The sequence below is a fragment of the Pedobacter sp. 05L430 genome (genome assembly GCF_056397585.1).
In genome coordinates, this window is sequence record NZ_JBFTNT010000330.1 from 1 (window position 1) to 4,388 (window position 4,388).

4 protein-coding genes and 1 pseudogene are annotated in these 4,388 nt (G+C 37.3%); 1 reads left to right on the plus strand and 4 read right to left on the minus strand.

The window, feature by feature from the left end:
- On the minus strand, positions 1-691 hold a 691-nt coding region (locus tag AC1DG9_RS23895; protein ID WP_477635370.1), incomplete at its 3' end, for a glycosyltransferase family 117 protein.
- Between the two features lie 189 nt (positions 692-880).
- Between AC1DG9_RS23895 and AC1DG9_RS23900 the strand changes: the two genes are divergently transcribed.
- On the plus strand, positions 881-1,546 hold the full coding sequence (locus tag AC1DG9_RS23900) for an NAD-dependent epimerase/dehydratase family protein (RefSeq protein ID WP_477635371.1): 666 nt from the start codon (positions 881-883) through the stop codon (positions 1,544-1,546).
- A gap of 196 nt (positions 1,547-1,742) precedes the next feature.
- Here AC1DG9_RS23900 and AC1DG9_RS23905 read toward each other — a convergent pair whose 3' ends face one another.
- From AC1DG9_RS23905 to AC1DG9_RS23915, 3 genes and pseudogenes are all read right to left on the minus strand, one after another.
- Positions 1,743-2,771 (minus strand): tetratricopeptide repeat protein, encoded by a 1,029-nt coding sequence (locus AC1DG9_RS23905; RefSeq protein ID WP_172659881.1) that lies wholly within the window; start codon positions 2,769-2,771, stop codon positions 1,743-1,745.
- Positions 2,772-2,870: 99 nt separating this feature from the next.
- On the minus strand, positions 2,871-3,977 hold the full coding sequence (locus tag AC1DG9_RS23910) for a class I SAM-dependent methyltransferase (RefSeq protein WP_477635372.1): 1,107 nt from the start codon (positions 3,975-3,977) through the stop codon (positions 2,871-2,873).
- 70 nt (positions 3,978-4,047) lie between these two features.
- Positions 4,048-4,388: pseudogene (locus AC1DG9_RS23915) on the minus strand (aspartate kinase); the annotation flags it as partial.

Sequence of the window (4,388 nt, forward strand, 5' to 3'; positions counted from 1 at the left end):
TAATAACGAACTGAACTATTACCCATATAAGCCCTGCAACACCTATTGCTTTAATGATACCAAAGGTGGTTGGCTTTGTTGTTTTTTTGAAATAATAAACGAGTACTACAGCTGGAATGGCCAACAAACTTAATAAATGGACCCCAATAGATAATCCAATTACAAATGCAATTAGTACCAGCCAGCGGTCGTCTGTTTTACTTTCCCATTTCAAAATTGCCCAAAATACAAGGGCTGTAAATAATATAGAAAGTGAATATACCTCGGCCTCAACTGCCGAAAACCAAAATGTATCTGAAAAGGTAAATGCCAAAGCACCAACTACACCTGTAGCAACAACGGTTAGCACATCCGCGGTAGTTTTTTCCTGTTTGTATAGCTTACTGGCAATCAGGGTGATGGTCCAATAAAGAAACATAACTGTGGCGGCACTAAAAATTACTGAGCTGAAGTTCATCCAGTAAGCAATTTTTGTTACGTCACCTGCAGCTAACAAAGAAAATAGCTTTCCTATCATCAGGAATAAAGGGGCGCCAGGCTGGTGACCTACTTGTAATTTATCGGCTGCGGAAATGAATTCTCCGCAATCCCAAAAGCTTACGGTTGGTTCCATGGTTAGCCAGTAGACCACTCCTGCAATCAGAAAAAGCAGAAATCCTACAAGATTGTTAATTTTTTGATAGTGGTTCATAGTTTGAGGGTAATTTTCTTAATAGTAAAAATAACTAAAACATTGAAAGTTAGCGGATTTGGGAATGTTAAAGTATGTTAAAGAATGTTAAAATTGTTCGCAAAGAATGCTTGTGCTTTAGTTTGGAATTGTAATTTTATGCAAGCCGGCCTAAGCTTTGTATGGGCACTAAAATTAGTAACTGAATAAATGGAAATTAAAGTGATCATTACAGGAGCTACCGGTATGGTAGGCGAAGGCGTATTATTAGRATGCCTGTCGCATCCGAAGGTAAAAGAAGTACTTGCAATTGGACGTAAACCTTATCGCGGTCAGAAGCATCCCAAATTAAAAGAATGCATTGTGCCAGATTTTTTCAATATTGATGGCATACAAGATCAGTTAACTGGTTATGATGCATGTTTTTATTGCGCAGGCATAAGTTCAAATGGGATGAAGGAAGCGGAATATAGTTACATTACTTATGACACTACGATGCACCTGGCAAATAAACTTGTTCTTCTTAATGCTGGGATGGTTTTCAGCCATATATCCGGTAGTCACACGGATAGTTYCGGAAAAGGAAGAGTGATGTGGGCACGTGTAAAAGGTAAAACTGAGAATGCTTTAATGAAGTTGCCATTTAAAAATGTATATAATTTTCGTCCGGGTTTCATGAAGCCTACCCCAGGTCAGGTAAATGTTAAAGGGCTTTATCAGGTTATAGCATCATTATATCCTTTGCTCCGCTTGCTAATACCAGGCCAGGTAAGCACTTTAAAAGAGGTTGGACAAGCTATGATTAATAGTGTTCTTAAAGGATATTCTAAATCAATACTGGAGATAAAAGATATTAAAATATTAGCCGCTGAATAGGCTTTCGTCATCTCAAAGTAATTCCGCATCATGGCGGCAACCATTTATCGCCTAACTACGTAAATGCTTAAAAATGAATAGTTAATATTCTTTTTTAAGGGAGTATCTACCACAATTAAAGGTGATGGGTGAGGGTGATGAGGTCCCGGAATATAAGTATTCCGGGGCTTTCTTTTTGATTAGGCTATTGAAGGTATCAATTGCGCGGAGTTGCAGATTCCCAAACTGAATAATCCGTTAAAAGCTGTTCATGTTCTTTTATCCATTTTCTCTTTTCTTCCTGATTGGAAGTAAAGCTAATAATGCGCGCGATTAATGGCATAAATTCTGATTTAGATAGTTTGTAAAAATAATCAGCGTAAAAAGACCAGAAAAAATCCTTTTCTTTTTTCTTTTCAGAAAGTTCCCCGGTAATACCAAAAATTGTTTTAAGCTGTAGTTCTAGTTGATCTGCTTCCGACAAACCAGCCAATCCTGGCGACAGCGAAGCCATTGATATGGCCAGGCTTGCTGCACCTACGTCGGGATCCTTTTCGTTGGGATTACGATTGATCGTAATGTTGTTTACTCCGGTTGTTTTGGTAATCCCTGAATTGAGAATTGATTTAACATCCTGAAAAGCTTTAGTCGAGCGTTGAGTGGTAGCTTCCAGTATCAGGAAATTACAGTAGCTAAGAAGTGCAGCAATTTTTTTACTTGGTTCGGCCATGTTTATTAATGCGTATAAGCGATGGCTACTTGCGTGTTTTGGATTTAGCTGCAAAGCTTTGGTTACATTTTGTAATGCCTCCTCATTTTTGTCGAGGCTACTATAGGTTATGGCAAGATTATAATATAGGCCCTGATATTCTGGCTGCGCTTTTATGCCGCGTTTATAATATTCAATGGCTTTATCTTTCTGCCCCTGTGTATCATAAATACTTCCTAACATGTCGTATGCACTGCCTGAATTAGACGGATTCTCTTCAATTATTTTATTCAGATACGGGATGGCATCTTTAGCCGATTTATTGCTAAATAGTGTATAGGCAATTTCATAATTCGCGGTAGAATTATCCGGATCTAATTGTAATGCTTCTTTATATTTTAAGATAGCTTCTTCAAATTTACCGGCGTCATGGAGTTTAACCCCTTCAGAGATTAGGCCGTTAATCTTGCTTTTATCCTGAGATAAAACCGCAGTTGAAATAAATAGAGATAAGAGAATGAGCGTTAATTGGTTCATGATCAGGAAAAATTTGGTTATGATTATTTCGTTAGCATAAAGCTAAATTAAATCGATCATTTTTTTAGAACGAATTATTGAAATAACTAAACCTAAAATTTAATAGTGCTGCATTATTTCGGCATCTATTATTAGATAATCATGATTAGCACCTTGTGTAAAAACAAAGAACTTGTTGTGATCAGGCTTTATTTTGTATTTCCTTACCAGGTTTTCCGCCTTATCCCGATAGTTTCTGGCAATAACATTTCCCCTCGGCGACTTTTCTTTTTTAAGATCACTGGAAGATAAGAGACTGTTGATCTTAAAAATTCTGCCTGGAAAGGAGGAATCCAAATGATCTGAAACATACAACTGTGTTTGATGATGTAGCTTTTTTAACCGAAACCTTGCAGCTATCAGGTTAAAGGCTCCGCTTTTAAGCAGTGCTGTATCTGGTTCATACAGATAGCCAGAAGGAGTTTCGTTTAGCAATTCAACCTCTGTTTCTTCTTCACCTTTAAAAAAGGAGAATTCCTTTTGAGATTCGTTTAGGGTAACTGCTGTTATTTTTGGTTGCTGCGCAGATCTGTCGCTGTCAATAATCCATAACAGTTCTTTGCACTCATTTTTTACACTTATAATATGAACTTCAGAAACATTGCTTAGCTCCTTTAAACCAGCCGTAATGTCTAATAACGGTGCTGTTTTAATAATGATGCGTTTTGATTTGGAAAGTAGTAATTCCAGATGCTCAACCACATTCGGAGTGCAGTCTTTTAACATAAAAACTTTGCCTGCCGAACTTCTTCTTGCAGGATCCAGGTAAATCGTATCAAAGATTTCATCGGTTTTTTCCAGTAGCGCAATACCATCCACAGCCAGGCATTTAATATTTAGTTGTCCCAACATTACTGCATTATGAGCAGCTATTTCAGAAAGATCCACATTGATTTCGCAATGTGTTAAGCTTTTAACGGTTTTTGCAAAGTAATAACTATCTACCCCAAAGCCTCCAGTAAGATCTATTAAGCTGTCGCCAATAGCTAACGCTGATTTGTATGTTGCTGTGGTTTCCGATGAACATTGCTCAATGGAAAGTAGGGCAGGGTAATAAATGGAATCCGTTTTATACCAGGTAGGCAATTTTTTTACCGATTTGTTTTTTGCCGCAATCTGGTTAGCAAGCGCTTTAGAATCAACATCCTTAAACGGACTTTTAGACATAGCGAGTTTGTGTACATYATCATTTAAATGATTGTTAACGTACTCCTGAACCTCGCTATCTAAAACATGTCTATTCAACTGTTGTCTTGTCCCTCATTACAATTTGACAGGTATACCTGCTTTTAACTTCCAGTAGGATGTTTTTGTTAACAGTTACCCTATCTATGGTTTGCTGGTTGTAGTATCTTATGGTAACCAATTCCAGGCCAGTGTTATACTTAACTTTATAGTGCAGCGAAAGATCTGCTATCAGCGCTTCCAGTTTTTTAGGATCATGATCAAAACTTACCGAAAAACTGATTGCAGAATTCAGCATGGTTGTAATTTTTACCTTGTGTTTATGGAACAAACTAAAAATATCACTTAGGTTTTCTTCTATGATGAAAGAGAAATCTTTAGGGAAAATAGAGA